14 protein-coding genes are annotated in these 14,784 nt (G+C 39.9%); 3 read left to right on the plus strand and 11 right to left on the minus strand.

The window, feature by feature from the left end; all coding sequences use genetic code 11:
* Positions 1-213: 213 nt before the first annotated feature.
* Complete coding sequence (locus kam1_RS06865) at positions 214-1,209, minus strand: aspartate-semialdehyde dehydrogenase (protein ID WP_039720603.1); 996 nt, start codon at positions 1,207-1,209, stop codon at positions 214-216.
* A 228-nt stretch (positions 1,210-1,437) separates the two neighbouring features.
* Positions 1,438-1,998, minus strand: a complete 561-nt coding sequence (locus tag kam1_RS06870; RefSeq protein ID WP_039720794.1) for a bactofilin family protein — start codon at positions 1,996-1,998, stop codon at positions 1,438-1,440.
* Positions 1,999-2,148: 150 nt separating this feature from the next.
* Between kam1_RS06870 and kam1_RS06875 the strand changes: the two genes are divergently transcribed.
* The 3 genes from kam1_RS06875 to kam1_RS06885 are packed head-to-tail and all read left to right on the plus strand — an operon-like array spanning position 2,149 to position 5,090.
* Complete coding sequence (locus kam1_RS06875; RefSeq protein WP_039720602.1) at positions 2,149-3,921, plus strand: hypothetical protein; 1,773 nt, start codon at positions 2,149-2,151, stop codon at positions 3,919-3,921.
* A gap of 39 nt (positions 3,922-3,960) precedes the next feature.
* Positions 3,961-4,407 (plus strand): YdbL family protein, encoded by a 447-nt coding sequence (locus kam1_RS06880; protein WP_244946008.1) that lies wholly within the window; start codon positions 3,961-3,963, stop codon positions 4,405-4,407.
* Positions 4,392-5,090 carry a hypothetical protein gene (locus kam1_RS06885; protein WP_039720601.1) on the plus strand — a complete coding sequence of 233 codons (699 nt, stop codon included), beginning with the start codon at positions 4,392-4,394 and terminating at the stop codon, positions 5,088-5,090. The genes kam1_RS06880 and kam1_RS06885 overlap by 16 nt, the downstream gene beginning before the upstream one ends.
* Here kam1_RS06885 and kam1_RS06890 read toward each other — a convergent pair.
* The 9 genes from kam1_RS06890 to kam1_RS06930 all read right to left on the minus strand — a co-directional run bounded on the left by kam1_RS06890 (position 5,087) and on the right by kam1_RS06930 (position 14,739).
* Positions 5,087-5,554 carry a DUF3347 domain-containing protein gene (locus tag kam1_RS06890; protein WP_039720600.1) on the minus strand — a complete coding sequence of 156 codons (468 nt, stop codon included), beginning with the start codon at positions 5,552-5,554 and terminating at the stop codon, positions 5,087-5,089. The two genes, kam1_RS06885 and kam1_RS06890, sit on opposite strands and share 4 nt — an antisense overlap.
* A 53-nt stretch (positions 5,555-5,607) precedes the next feature.
* Positions 5,608-6,006 carry a hypothetical protein gene (locus tag kam1_RS06895; protein ID WP_039720599.1) on the minus strand — a complete coding sequence of 133 codons (399 nt, stop codon included), beginning with the start codon at positions 6,004-6,006 and terminating at the stop codon, positions 5,608-5,610.
* Between the two features lie 43 nt (positions 6,007-6,049).
* Positions 6,050-7,705: a multicopper oxidase family protein gene (locus kam1_RS06900; protein ID WP_143958334.1), complete on the minus strand. Its 1,656-nt coding sequence runs from the start codon at positions 7,703-7,705 to the stop codon at positions 6,050-6,052.
* Positions 7,706-7,763: 58 nt separating this feature from the next.
* Positions 7,764-8,459, minus strand: coding sequence for a hypothetical protein (locus kam1_RS06905; RefSeq protein ID WP_039720597.1), 696 nt, complete (start codon positions 8,457-8,459; stop codon positions 7,764-7,766).
* Between the two features lie 151 nt (positions 8,460-8,610).
* A complete protein-coding gene (locus kam1_RS11340) occupies positions 8,611-9,225 on the minus strand; it encodes a YSC84-related protein (RefSeq protein WP_455429709.1) in 615 nt (204 codons plus the stop codon).
* A gap of 314 nt (positions 9,226-9,539) precedes the next feature.
* Complete coding sequence (locus kam1_RS06915) at positions 9,540-11,390, minus strand: ABC transporter ATP-binding protein (protein WP_039720595.1); 1,851 nt, start codon at positions 11,388-11,390, stop codon at positions 9,540-9,542.
* A gap of 148 nt (positions 11,391-11,538) precedes the next feature.
* Entirely contained in the window at positions 11,539-12,324 is a 786-nt protein-coding gene (locus kam1_RS06920; protein ID WP_039720594.1) for an alpha/beta fold hydrolase, read from the minus strand.
* 96 nt (positions 12,325-12,420) lie between these two features.
* Positions 12,421-13,167 carry a hypothetical protein gene (locus tag kam1_RS06925; protein WP_143958335.1) on the minus strand — a complete coding sequence of 249 codons (747 nt, stop codon included), beginning with the start codon at positions 13,165-13,167 and terminating at the stop codon, positions 12,421-12,423.
* A gap of 15 nt (positions 13,168-13,182) precedes the next feature.
* On the minus strand, positions 13,183-14,739 hold the full coding sequence (locus kam1_RS06930) for a coiled-coil domain-containing protein (RefSeq protein WP_039720593.1): 1,557 nt from the start codon (positions 14,737-14,739) through the stop codon (positions 13,183-13,185).
* Between the last annotated feature and the right edge of the window lie 45 nt (positions 14,740-14,784).

The raw sequence follows: 14,784 nt of genomic DNA on the forward strand, positions 1-14,784 counted from the left end.
GATTCCCTAAAACCTATTAAAACTGATCATAAAGAGAGTTTGTCGGAATATAGCCAAAAACGATTGAAAACCACAGAAGCCCACAGCCTGACACAAGTTATTATCCTCTCTACTTTTTGTTAATAATTGTAAGTAACAGGCGAAGCTGGCTTTTAGCTTCCCACTGGGAAAGATCCTTTGTTTAAGAAACAGAGGCAAAACAAAGCACAACACCTAAAGAAGAGCTTGAAGAATTTGAACAGCATTCCAAGCTGCTCCTTTCAGCAGTTGATCTCCACTTAAGAAGAAGGCAATCCCACGAGGATGAGACAGGTCTTCTCTAATTCTTCCCACTAATACTTCTTTCTTTCCAGAAGCTTTAAGTGGTGTTGGAAAATATCCATTCTGAGGATCATCGACGACTAAAACTCCGGGAGCCTTAGAAAGTATACTTCTTGTTTGCTGCGCATCTAGTTTCTTAGCAGTTTCAATCACTACTGACTCAGAATGCGCTCTAAAAACAGGAACTCGGATGCAAGTAGCACAGATGTTAAGATTTGGGTAATGGAAAATTTTCCGAATTTCTTGCATCACCTTGTTTTCTTCTCCATTATACCCGTTTTCGGTAACCGGGCTGTTATGAGAAAAAACATTAAAAGCGATTTGCTCTGGAAAAACTTCAGGAACAATCGGCTTTCCATAGACAAAATGACGTAGCTGAGTCTCCAATTCCAATATGGCTTTGGCGCCAGCTCCGCTGACCGCTTGATAAGTAGAGACAATCACTCGCTCAATCGTTGCCACCAGATGAATTGGCCACAAAGCAACCGAGAGGATAGCCGCCGTACAGTTAGGATTGGCAATAATTCCTTTATGACTTTTTAGATCTTCTTTATTAACTTCTGGAACAACCAAGGGAACATTGGGTTGGAGTCTAAAAAAAGAGGAATTGTCAATAACAATCGCCCCACTTTCTTTGGCAATCGGAGCAAACTGTTGTGAAACTGAACTGCCTGCACTAAAAATTACAAAATCAAGACCTTTGAAAGCATGAAAAGATAGTTCTGCAATTGGAAGCTCTTCTCCTAAAAACCCAATTTTTTTACCGACTGATCTGGACGATGCGAACAGGCGCAGCTCAGATATTGGCAGCTTGCTCTCTTCCAAAAGCTTAATTGCTTCTACACCAACAGCCCCTGTCGCCCCAACAATTCCAATTTTTAATCCCATAGCCTCTATGATTCCTTCCTTTTAGTTGACTGTGGAAAAATCTAGAAGGTGAGTCTTCTGATTTTCGCTCGAGAATAATACCAACTTCAATAGTAAATTCCTCTATCCATAATACAATACTGCTTTCTTCTTTTTCTCAATTTTTTTAATAAAAGAAACGAACAGACCATTCTGCTCCCATAACTTTTAAGCTTTTCAATAAAATACCAAAGTTTATAGACTCAGAAACTACTTACCAGAGAGCGGCCTACTTTCTGGTTGGACCGATGGCTTCTGTTCGGAGGGCTTAGTTACTGGAGAAGGTTTCTGAGAGGAGGCTTCTTGTTGAACCACCGAAGCCTTTTTGGCCATCGGTTCATTTTTTGAGGCCGATAGAATCTTAAAAAACGAAGAAAAATTCGGTTTCTCAATGCGATCTAATAGAAGGCTTTCTGACTTGCCCACGAAGATTGCCCCTGGCTCGATCAATAGAGAGGCGGTTTTAATATCGCCAAATACTTTGGAAGTATTGAGCAGTTCTAGTCTTTCTTTTGCAAAAAGGTTCCCTTCTACTTGTCCTCTGACAATAATTGTTTTTGCTTTTATTTCAGCTTTTACAATTGCATTAGGGCCTATCAGCAATACCCCATCCTCTGAATGGATATCCCCTTCGAGTTTGCCATTAAGTTGTAATTCACCGCTAAAACCTACGGATCCTTGAAATTCGCTATGTTGATCCAGAATAGTTACCTTTGAGGATTCATCCATTGGTTTTTGGGATTCAGCTTTATCTAACTGATGAAAATTCACTTTTGCACTCCTCTTTTCTTTCTTCTCTTTTACCTTAATTGATTGCAATACGCAAGGGTCGGAATTGATGAAAAAAGACAGCAAAATTTTCTTTTTCTTTTATTACACAACATAAAATGATAAGCCAAAGACAAAAAGGATTTTTTGAAAATGCTAGGTATAGGAGTCGTTGAAAACAACCCTCAAAAAACTCCCTCTCCCAACCAAAGGCTCTTTCTAGAACTGATCTTCAATATCCTCCTATTTACCTCGCTGCTGATCTGCTTGTTACTGGCAATTGCCTATTATCTCTACCATAATCCTAAGTCTATCCTCCTGAGCATTGCTCACCATTATCGTCTTCCTCTACAAATAGAAGAGGTCAAATGGGTGACGCCACATAGTCTAAAATTAGAGAAAATAGAACTTGGAGAAATGGCAAAAATAAAGGAGGCTCAGATCGAATGGGATTGGATGGAGTTGTTTAGCCGACAGCTAATAAAAAAACTAGCGGTGGATTCCCCAGAAATCTGGACAAGTGAAATGATTAAATTTTTAGAGGATAAAATAGGGAGCACCGAACCCTTCCAGCCTCCCTTACCGCCAACATTGGATTTTTTGCTTTTTAAAATCCAATTCAACCCGATTGTTGAGAAGCTGGAGATAAAAAACGCTATTCTCAATATTGATAGAATCCATCCTCAATTACCACCCATTCCCTTGCTTTTGGGTTCCAAGGGTAGCCCTTTTGTTCTATCCCACGTTCCTCTTTTAGGAATTACTGCTAATAACGAAATTTTAGAACAAGCTACTGGCAGCGACATTGTCTTATTGTCTCCCTATGATCCGCTTAGTAAAATTATCTCTATTGAATCCATAAGAGTCAAATTTTCCTGGACTGGGCTTGTTCATCATCGGGTAGAAGAACTCACCGTATTTCGGCCTACTATTTTCATTGGTCCCGATCTTTTTTGGTATGTAGACCAATTCCGTGAATTGCAACGTCAATTGAAAATAAAAGCGAACAAACTCGATACTCTAGAAGATTGGCATATAAAAAAGCTCCACTTAAAGTATGGGAATCTCACTGTGACGGCTTTCGGAGAACCTAGTTTTGAACTTCCTTTCATCTTTGAAACAACTGCTCAGGATTTTCCTTTGAATAATTGGAAGGAAGTGAGCCTTAAGAATGTGCTTCGCATTATCCCTGGAAGAATAGATTATCCTCAGTATGGGCTTTCCATGGAAGTAACTGGAGGAGAAATAGCCTTCAATTTGCCTCCGGAAAGTAATACAGCTAATAACCTTGTCCACTCCATACGATTTAATGAATTAAATTGGAGAGGCTTTAAGGCAACCAATGGATGGATGTCTGTAACCTTCCAAAAGGAAGGAATCTATGGGTTTTATGGTTTTTCTCTTTTTGATGGATATACCCATGGTGGATTCCAAGTAGGCTATGAAAGCGGATTTCCATGGGATGGATGGATGACGATTTCTGGAGCCAAATTAAGTCCTTTAATAGAAAAGCTTTGTATGGGGAAAAAAGATGTTGTATTCAGAGGGAACATCGATGGAAGAATGCGAATGAAGGCTTTTGGATCCTACATCGAAAATGTTGAAGGTTTTTTTCTACTCTCTGCCCCAGGATATTTGGATATAAAAGATGTAGATATGCTTCTAAAGAATATTCCTCCATCCTGGAAGGGTACTGCTAGCCAATTTTTTGCACTTCTTGTCGATTCGCTTCGAAATTATCGATATAAAAACGGTTTTATTAAATTAACTTATAGTTATCCTGATAGTAATCTACTTATGGGACTCTATGGTCCTCAAGGGAAGAGGAATTTTTCTCTCCACTGGACACAGGACCCAAAATTAGGTCCCCCAATTGGACAAAATTTATTAAATGCGAGTGAAAAAACAATTTCTTTCGAACATTAATTGCTTATTTTTTTAAAAACATTAATAAAAAAGGAAAGGTTGTTCTTTCTCTTTTTTTGGCTATTTGGCTGCACTCCAACTGTCAAAGTAACCACCCCAGAACCTGTCAAGATTAATGTAAATATGGGCGTTGTCATTACTGAAAAAGAGTCCCCCACCCGGATCCGACTTGACCCCATGATTGCCGACCGAAGAAGGCTACGGTCTGGAGAGGTGCAAAGTCTAAAAAATGCCCGTGTCATCGGAGAAAATCGAGAGGGCTATTTGGAAATAATTAATCCTCCTAAAGAGGAAAATTACAGAAATTGGGCTAAAAAAGTAGTGGCTGAAGAAAATGAGGACAGAACACAACTCTACTTAACACAAGCTAAGATTCAGGCCAAACCCTTAGAAGAAATTGAAAAAGAGTACGCCAAAAAATGGCAAGAAATGAGTTTCCCTGGAGAGTATATTCAACAAGACAATGGGAAATGGATTCAGAAATGAGACAAAAGAAAAACACGGTTTTTTTCTTTTTTCTCTTTAGCTTAACAAGTCTATCTTTCAGCTTTGCTCAACAACCCTTTCTTTCTCAAGATGCTTCCTCCTCCGATTCTCCGTATGATTATCCACTGCCCTCTAATCCTCAACCGCAAACACCTCTAAACCCCATACAATACCATTCCTCCTCTCCTCAGGAAAACTCAACAGGACAGAATCCTTCAAAGACCCAAGTTTATGGACAACAGCCAGCTAAAAAAAGCTCCCCCTCCAACAGAGCAGACGTTGAGTTTAGTGAAGAGTTACCTGATCCAACTAACGGCTTAAAACCATTTTTGGATTCTTTAAACGAAGAGCAAAGAAAAACTATCGAAAAGAAATTTCGTCGAGATGCCATCCATGCTTTTGTTGGAAGAACGGACACCCTAGATAAAAGCTATCTCCTTTTTGCTGAAAAAACACCAAAAAATAATGAAACGCTAATCCTCGTTTTCATTTCTAAAAAAAATAAAATCCACTATCTTTTTAGCAGTTTGCAACCTTTTTCTATCCCTCCTCAAATACGGCTCAATCCGTATGATAGGCTTTCCTTATCTTTGTCCGTCATAAGGTTTGAAATGTCACAAACCACCCCTGAAATTTTTACTCAAACGGCTGTTCAACAAAAAAAAGAGGCTAAAAAACACTAAAATTCCTCTGTCACATCCCCACAAAGAAGCATCGCTGAACCATAATAGGGATTCTTGACCTCTTTATCCGGTTGAATCCAACTAGCTTGAGCCATAGGACAGGTAAGAACAAAATATTTGCCAGTTTTGATTTGTTTTGATCTTAATACCCCAATCAAGACATCACTAATATCTTTAAATGCCAATCTTGCCGAATCAAGATCCTTGGCTCCCATTAGAGTATCCACTTTACCCAAAAGCCCTTCAGGAAAAAGGGAAGGAGTATTTTTCTGAACAATTTCCTTCAAAGATTTTGCGGCTTCTGGTACTCCTTTCAAAGAGTCGTCAGATAATGATTTCCCTATTTTGAAATACTCCTGTAAAGCTGAATCCAAAGCAGGTGGAACCCCTTGAGCAACTAATCGATAAGCAATTCCAAAACACAGGATTGACAGAAAAAGAGAGAGAGTAATGCATTTTTTCATAAATTTATCATTGTATCAATAGCCCAAGCTATTGACTATTGGGTAATTAAAACTCAGGGATTAGTAGATTCAAGTTCTTTTGCATATTTTTCGAGCACTTCGGCAACTGCTTTCATCAAATCAGCTTTCATTCTTAGCTTTCTTGCTGTTGCTTTCGGATTCTTTGTTCCTTCAACTTCTTTGAGCAGTTGATCGAAGTCCTGTGAACTACCACAACAAGCCATTCCCCCTTTCCCCCCCATCATACCGTGGCCCATTCCTCCCATCATGCCATGATCCATTCCTCCCATTTTGTGCCCTTCATGTTCCTCTTCCGATTGTTGCTCCATCTCCATCTTCTTATGTTTTTCGTGCTGATCATGTTGCGCATAAAGAGGAAAAATAGACAACGCACCAAATAAAAGAAAAAAGAAAAAAAAGCCAAATCCCTTGGAACAAAGATTCTTAGGCATAAACTATTTTCCTCCTTATAAAAAATCAAAAGCTAACTGATTGTTATTCCACAGAATACATTGCCATCATCCCGCTATGCAAGTGTTCAAGAATATGGCAATGTAACATCCATTTGCCTGGATTAGACATTTCTAAAAGGATATCGACAACATCTCCAGCGCCTACCATAAAAGTGTCTTTCCAGACATGATTCGTTTCTTCCACATCGTTGACAGCAAGCACAAGAAACCTATTCCCATGAAAATGCATTGGGTGTTGCATTGGATGGAGTGAATGGATGTCGTTAATAATCCGTATCTTGACATAATCCCCCTTTTTGTAATTCCAATCCATAATAGCCCCATTAGTTTTCATAGTGCCAAGATCGGTGATCTGCCATGTAATTTCTTTGGAAGTCGACATCTTGTTTTGCAAATACATATGATCTTCCCATTCAACCTTCGCCCCTGTTTTTGCAAGCATGGTAATAAGACCAGGGAACGCTGCAGATTGCGTTGGCGTCGAGCTTCCTGGTTCAGAAAATTTTGAAGCCTCTTTTTTGGAAACCGCCACCGACAGTCGAATTGTCCTGTCGGGCCTAGCGGATTTATACTTAGCCACCAACGGCTCGATCTCCTGAATAACTTCTTTGTTTTCCCTTAGCTGTTGGAATTCTTTTTCATAGGAGACCGCTACGGGCTGGTCGCCTACTCGAAACTTCGCTAGTTGGTAAGTGCGTGGGCCAACAAGAGGATCCACTGCATGATGGGTTAGGATGAACTCGCCCGTTGAAGGAAAGAATACCTCTACAATTTGTCTTTCTGAAGGAGCGATAACAACCGCATCAACAAATTGTTCCTTTTCGACTCTCCCATTATCTCCTCCCACCAGTTTGATCTTTAATCCAGGAATAAATACCCGGAAAGGCCTCACACTGGAGGTGTTTGTTAGGTAGAAACGGATCACCTCGCCTTTTTGCACATCAAAAGTAGGTTGAACTTGTCCATTAATAAGAAAGGTATTCCCATAGCGACCCATAAAAACAAAATTGGAATAATCCTGAAAATACTCAGGTAGTTTGCCGTCTTTAATTAGAATATCAGTTAATATCAGCGGCATTTCTCTATTGACTGGCCCCCAATAGGTTGGATCTTTAGGAATGACAATATAATTGCCATACAATCCAAGCTCTTGAGCATAATCATCTCTATAATGGGGATGATACCAATAGACCCCCGGATCATCAAATTTAAGCTTATAGGTAAAACTTTTGCCGTTGGGTACAACCGGTTGGGTGACATCAGGAACTCCGTCATAACGGTTATCTACTCGCACCCCATGATGATGAATAGTCGAAGGCAGCCCCGTTAGATTTTTAAACTCCAGGGTAATCTCATCTCCTTGATTTACATAAATAAAAGGCCCAGGAACTGACCCATTGTAACCAAGCATCTTAATTTCTGCATTGCCTATTTTAGTCCGAAGCTTTTGGGCAGTTATCGAATAGGTATCCCCATTTTTCAGATGCACATACTGCGTTTCCTTGACAAGTGGATATTGATCCGGATCGACAGAAAAATCGTATTTAGGCTTAGCTCCTTTAAACCAAAAAAATAGCCCCCCTCCCATCAGAGCAACTAAAATCAACACTATAAAATAAGACAGCTTGGTCTTCCCTTTGGTTGTCTGCAACTCTATAAACTTAAAAAATCCATTCATATTTTACTCAATCATTAACACATGATATAACATATATTACCATTAAAATCATCTTTCTTCAAGCTTTACTTGAAGCAATAGAAGAAGCGGCTTCTCTCCTCCTTTTAGAGACGAAGAAGAAAATAAGCGCTCCCACTACAACAATCCCAAGGACAATACCCCCCATAACTATGGGACTGGTCAAAAAGCTAGAAAGCCCTACATTAATAGGAAACTTAAAGACAATTGGATTGGAGCCATCTCCTTTCACTAGGGTAATATGTGTCATATATTTCCCCGTTTTCTCAAAAGTCACATCAATGGAGGCAACCCCAGAAGAATAGAGCTTTGGAGGGACTTCTAATATCGGTTTACCTGTCGATTCGTCCACAACTTTAACCTCTAAGGGAATGGTTCTCAAATCAGGAGTAATCAAATCAAATACCATGGTCATTTTTCCAGTATTGGGAATATTTTGACAATAAGTCTTAAATTGCCCCATCCTCCCATAAACATAGACATCTAGATGAATTGCATATCCACCCTGAGAAAGAATCCCACACTCCATTCCTCCATTATCGCTGCCTCCATGACCAAAGCAAAAAAGAGGAAAGCTAAGAAATGCAAAAATAAAAGCGATATTTTTCTTCACATTTTTCGATATCCAACTACCAAAACCTGTTCTCCTTTTCCTTATGAAACAATCATCATTGCAATCGGTAGATTCCTTTTGTTTGCACAACCTTTTTAGTGCTAAAGGCAATGTAAAAATCATTTATTTCTCCTTTCAAACTTCAATTGATTCGAAAATACTAATTGAAAATTGTTAGTTACCTACCATTTAATAAACCTAAAATAGAAAGAAAAAACAATTGCAAAATATCTTTAGCAAAGAAAAAGTCCTAATTAAAAGTCAGATTTAATCTCTAGGGAAAAGAATGACTCCCTATACGGCTATTCCTGATGGTCCTCCTGTTAAGGTTATTTTTCTGGTTCTTCTTCTGTTTCATAGGGAGCCTGCAAAGCATCAATAAGGATTTTGGCACCGGGAGGGGGCTTAATGGCTCCGGAAAGAATTTCCGAAGGACTGACATCCCTGTGATAATATTCTCTATTGGTATCAGGGCCTCCACAATTGCTGTTCCTTCTATGGATATGCCTCCAAAGATTCCTTGACTCTGACTGTAAGTATAGATAGCAGCCATTGGCATCACTCCTGCTTCGGCCGTTCTTCCGACGGGACCCGCCGTTGCACTAATACTACCTCCAATATTAAAATTCCCACCTTTTGCAAAAGCTTCGACAGCTTCTGGAGTATTCAGGACAAGAATAAATTCCGTAGCATTGACTCCTATCTGGAAACCAAAGCCGATCCCTCCCACCGTAATCGCTGAAGGACCAGACCAACCCTTTGGAGTCTTTGCAACTACTAAGCCCGTACCACCCCTACCACTAAAAATAAAACCTGCTTTAATGACTGTTAAAATTGCAAAACCCTTGGCATCTTGAAAAACAGATCGAGGAATCGATTTTTCAGGCATGCTTTTAAACCGCCGAATTATGGAAGCTGCCTGATTAACTGTTTTTTGTAAATCCCAAGCAAAAGAAGACTGCAAAAAGCATAAAAAACTTAAGATAAAGACAAATTCATTTTTATACTTATTCCAATAAGAAGTTCGAAAGGGAACCTTCTCAGTAGTATTCGCACCGAACTGTCGCCTCTTTCCCAAGCAAAGTAATTTTGCTCTTAGGCCTTCAAAGGAAAAATGATGAAGAGGAGTCAAAGAGAACTGGCAATTCTTAAAAAAATGGGTCATCATCATCGGCTATAGCCGCCTAAAAGCTTGCAAAGCTTCTACGAAGCGACTCCTTCCAATGTAGTGGCAATTCCTTGATGGAGAGCCATCGATCTAAAAAGACCTTCCTGAGCTAGCAACTCCCCGAAATTCCCTCTCTGCACAATCTCACCTTTGTCGAGCACAAGAATCTCATCACAATCTGCTAACGTCGACAGTCTGTGGGCAATAATGAGTACTGTCCGGCCTTTTTCTAACTGATAGATCGCCTGCTGTACAACCGATTCACTATGGGAATCAAGACTAGAGGTCGCTTCGTCTAGAATGAGAATTGGACTATTTCTAATAAAGGCTCTAGCTATGGAAAGCCTCTGCCGCTGCCCTCCAGAAAGTTTCACCCCTCTTTCACCAATAATCGTGTCATAACCCTGAGGCAGCTTTTCTATGAATTCATGCGCTCCAGCTTGCTTGGCAGCCTGCTCAATCTCCTCTCGGCTAGCTCCCGCTTTCCCAACAGCGATATTTTCAGCAATCGATCGATTGAAAATAACAACATCTTGACTCACCAACGAGAACATATTTCTAAGATCTTCAATTTTAAGATCTCTTAAATCTTCTCCATCTATCAAAATAGAACCAGAAACAGGATCATAAAATCTGAACAGAAGACTAGTCAATGTCGTTTTTCCTGCACCGCTTCTGCCAGCAATTCCCATTTTTTTCCCTTTGGGAATGATAAAGGAAAGATTTTTTATAACGGTTTCATGTCCATAATTGAAGGTCACATTCTGAAACTCTATCTGCTTTTTAAATGTTTTAATGGCTTTGGCATCAGGTTTTTCCTGGACAGTGGAAGGAGTATCCAACAGATCGGTTAGCCTTTTTGCACTGAATGCACCTTCTTGGATCTTCACATTTGCATCAGCTAGCCTCTTTATCGGAGCAAAAAACAGGATAGCTCCATTAGCAATAGCCGCCATGTTCGCTATACTAATGTTTTGCCAAATAACACATAAAATCAGCAGGGACAATGCAAAGCTAGCTACAACATCGATCATTGGACTAACCATGGTCCCTGCAATGGACATCTTGGCTGCATGTTTGGCTAATTCATTTGCCTGGTGCCTAAACGTTTCGACATTTTTCTTTTCTAAACAAAAAGCCTTAATTACCTGAATCCCCGATAGCGATTCGAACAATAGATTACTTTGGGCAACCGAATATGAGATGATTCCCATGGAGGCTTCTCTAGCCTTTTTGGCTAAGGTAATAGCAGGAACAATACAGCCTGGCACCAAAAGTATGGCCACTATGGTTAGCCGCCAATCGATCAGAGCACAGGAAAAAAGGATAGCGATGATGGTTATGGGGTCTTTAGCAACATCGGTAAAAAGAACACTGACTGAGTCATAAAAGGCTTTCGTATCATTGAGGATACGAATTGCCAGATCCCCTGTAGTCGATTTATGAAAAAAATCCATCGATAGAGAATGCAACTTGGATAGTATGGCTGATTGCAAATCTGCAACGATTTTGGCTGCTGCTAGAGTCATGAAATAAGAATTAAGCAGTCTTAACAAGCCTCTAAAGATGGCTATCAATGGTAAGATCAGAATGCCACCACAGATTCTTTTCCAGTCAAGTGGCTCGTTAGCTTTCGGAAGCCATCTGCCTAACTGTTCCATTACCTTTTGATAAAAATGCTTTTTGGCAATCTTCTCTGTTGAACTGATGACTTGTTGATGGGTAGCTGGAGCCGAAAAATTATCAATGGCCGCTTTTAGAATAAAAAGATAGGCTCCGTTAAAAGCCCCAAACAGAAAGCCGGAAATCAAACCTGCAAGGATCAAAGGCATCCGCCTTTTTAAAAAAGGCATGGAGAAAATAATAATTTTTTTAAGTTCTTGCATGAGTCTTTTGCTGTTTTTTAATCCAACAACGGCAGGAATTCCAAAAAACCTTCTCCATTCCTTTTCTGTATACGATGCGACTATAAGCTATAAACAATAGAGAACTTTTATACAATCACAAAGTGCTACGAGACAACAGCCAAAATTTTTAAATACTATTTTCTTTAAGAAAAGGAATCAACGCTTCTAGAAACTCTTTTGGTTTTTCAAAATGTACCCAATGGCCCGCATCCCTTATTTTTACAACAGTAGCCTTGGGAAAATAGAATGAGAGTTGGTGGAAGGAAGATGCTTCTAGATAATTCGATCTTTCTCCAGCAATGAAAAGAGTTCTTCCAGGAAAATAAGCATGGAGATCAGGAAATGCATTGAGTTTTTCAATCGATGCTCTAATCCCCTCTAGGTTTATTCTCCAGCCGTACCGTTCCGATTGATATTCTAGATTGGTCAAAAGGAATTGTACTATGGTTTTATTGTTGATCGTTTTTAACAAAAGCATTTCAGCTTCTTTTCTTGTTTTTAACTCTGAGAGAGGCAAATTTCTCATGGTTTCCAGTATTTTTAAGTGCTCTTGCAGGGCTTCCTTCCCATAATCGACTGGCGCTATATCCACCACAACAAGACTCTTGACCCATTGTGGAAAAGATAAAGCAAAAACCATAGCTAGCTTCCCTCCCAATGAATGACCGACTAAATGAACAGGAAAAAGCCCCAGCGGTTCAGTCGTTTGACAAATGTCCTCTGCCATTAGGAAATAATCCATGAAAGAAGAACTTGGGGAATGACCATGGTTCCTTAAGTCAAAAGAAAAAACTTGATAAAAGTTGCTTAATGATTGAGCGATGGAAGCCCAATTGAAACTGTTCCCATATAAGCCGTGGAGTAAAAATACGTTGGGGCCCCCAGAACCTATTTGTCTATAAAATAGCTTCATCTTCTCCAAGGCCTTGGTAATAAAAAGGCCAATTCATTCTTCTAAAGGACTACTTTTTTTCCCCTTTAGGATTGTTTTTTACGGTTGCTCTGATTTTTACCTTTTCTTTTTTTTGCTCACTTTCATTAGCTTTTCGCTCCATTTCTCTTTTTTTATTACCGAATAGAGAATTGCTTCCTCAAGATATTTTAACCACGGTCCTTGAGGTACTTCTTTTTCATCAACGAAGCGCCAGCTGACTTTATCGTATCCATTCAAGCCAAGGTATTCCTTCACTGCGGGTGAAACATCTAAACCCGATTTTGATTTTGGCCTGCATGCACCAAAGACATAACAGTAATCATCTGCCACATAGGGGCCTACATCCATCCACTGGGCATAGGCTTCTTTCCCCCACTTATTTTTAATTTCTACCCAATGGCCTTTGCATTGAGATACTCCCTTGGGTACCGAAGGATCGAACCACGGCATCCATTTCCTGGCAGTAACAGGATAAGCAATATCGTTGAAAGGGAGGGCCACGTAGAAGGGATTGAGAGTTGCTGCATGTGTTCCGGGTAGCAACCCAGCTCTAGCTTCTGGACTATCTTCTCCTCCATAGTTCCTAATCCAATGCTCATCCCATGAACTTCTAAAAATTCCCTTAGGGCTCCACTTGGTAATGTCTGTCCCTATCCAAAATGTCGTGGTTGGAATATCCTTATGCCAGGATCCTAAGGGAAGCGGACCTTGGCAGCAAGTTCTTGCCGATACCTTTTCTTTTGCAGCCAAGCAGATCAATTTACCAAAGAAAAAAACAATACTAAAGCTGCACAACAAAAAGAAACGCACCCAGAAAGCCATTATTGCATTTATATTTTATCTAAAAAGAGAAAAGAATTCTCTTTTGACTTTTCTCCACGAATGCACAAGCTCCTCTTCGGCACTGCGGCTGTGGCGAGATCTTTTCTTTTGGACATGTTTCTGAGAAGAAGCACTTGGAAGCTCATTTTTTTGTTGCCCAGAGGACTCTTTTTGATTTTTTGCCAATTGCTTTTCTTGAGGACTGGAAGAATAAGTTTGTGATTGTTCAACAGGTTGGCTAGCGGGTGGCACAGTTGAAACAGCCCGGCTTTGATGGTCTAGTCCAAGAGGTGGACTACTTTGGGTCAACATTTTGCCTTTTTCTTTGGCTAGCTCCTGCTCTAATTCTTTAACTCTTTTTTGAAGTGTTACGTTTTGACTCGAAACTGAGCTTAATAATTGTTCTTCACGCTTACGGCTTTGAGCAAGTTCTGCTTCAAGTTTATTGACCCGACTTTTCAATGCTTCCATTTCTGTAGCATTTTCTGTAGTTCTGGTCTGGAGTCTCTTAAGTTCCCCTTTCTTAGAAAGTTCAGCCATCTGTTCTTCGATTTTCTGCATATGTTCTTTTAAAATATTCAGCTGTTGGTAATCGATAAGAGCAGGATTCAGTTGGGTCAACCGATATTGTTCCTGTCTGGCCTGAGCCAATTCTCCTTCTAGTTTCTGAACCCTTTGCTCCAAAAGAACAATCTGATTAGCCTTGGCACTCTGTTCGATATTGTTTTGAGTAATTCGCAGTTGTTCTTCTTTTGTTCGTTGGAGAGCAGCTTCCAAGGATTTCACCTTTTCGGATAGCTCTCTCATTTTTGCAACCTCACTTTCAACCTGCTTTGGAGTAGGTTTGAGGGCGTTTGCTTTTTTAAGTTCTTCTTCCAGAGCGCTCAGTTTTTTTTGCAGGTTTAGAACTTCGGTCTCATTCCGATTTTGAGCTTTAGCAACGGCTAGCTCTTTCTGTAGAGAAGCTACCTGTGAAGAAAGGACATTGATTTTTTCTTCTTGAGCTTCCATCTGCTTTTTTCTTGCCATTTTAACTTGAATGAGTTCTTTCTGCAAATTTTGGAAAAGATTTTGCAATTCTTGGGCCTCTCTATTCTGCTCCGATTCAGAGGCAGGAAGGGATTTCGACTGTTCTAGCTTTGCTAGCTTTGCTTCTATTTCAGCAAGCCTGTTTTCCAAAGCTTTGCTTTCAGGAGATTCTTCAAGTGCAGGGGAAGGACCTGTAGGCACAGGCAACCCGGCTAACCTGTTCTGCACTTCTGAGGCCTTTTCCTGGACATACTTTAATCGATAATCCACTAACCTCGGCTCCCATTTGGGATTGGTTTTCCTTAAGTCAAGGAGTTTGCTTTCGGCTTGTTTATATTTCTCAAGAGCCTCTCTAAAATCTTGTTTTTCAAAACTCCTATCTCCTTCTTGAATCGTAACATAAATGTCTAGAAACAAGTCTTGAGGAACTGGCTTATGGTCTTGATCTCCGGTCGAAGCAATAGATTTAGAGGCCGGGAATAAAAAAATCGATAAAAAAAATAGCAAGATAAAATAAAGTCTTTTCTTTTTGGCTCCATTCATAACCACGGAAGGATATGAATAAAGATAAAACTCTCATGCTCTCAT

It is taken from the genome of Methylacidiphilum kamchatkense Kam1, assembly GCF_007475525.1.
Lineage (GTDB): Bacteria > Verrucomicrobiota > Verrucomicrobiia > Methylacidiphilales > Methylacidiphilaceae > Methylacidiphilum > Methylacidiphilum kamchatkense.